At 65.8% G+C, this 278-nt stretch carries 1 protein-coding gene; it reads right to left on the bottom strand.

Features of this window, described 5'->3' with window-relative positions; genetic code table 11:
* A partial coding sequence (locus SB717_RS35355) for a Rossmann-fold NAD(P)-binding domain-containing protein (RefSeq protein WP_410907592.1) occupies nucleotides 1-278 on the bottom strand: 278 nt, incomplete at both ends.

Here is a 278-nt window from a genome sequence, read left to right as displayed (position 1 = left end):
CCTGGCGCCGCCGGCGCCAGCGTGGAATTGGTTTCGAGAATGGGGACGGGGAACCGTGGTGGTTCGTCCCCGTTGATGTGTCGCCCGCCCTCGTCCACGTATACCGCGCGGGAAGATGCAACAACTATCGAGCCGCTATCGCGATAAAAGGGAAGCGCGTCCACGACGTGAGAACCCGTGTACGCGACGAGGTCGACCAGAAGGTCACTCCCGGCGCCGACGAGCCGGGACAGCGCCCGCGTATCCGAGCGATCCACGGCATGGAAGCGGACCCCGAG

Origin of the sequence: Priestia sp. SIMBA_032, assembly GCF_046535215.1 — a bacterium.
Lineage (GTDB): Bacteria > Bacillota > Bacilli > Bacillales > Bacillaceae_H > Priestia > Priestia aryabhattai.
This window is presented reverse-complemented; position numbering and strand designations above follow the sequence as displayed.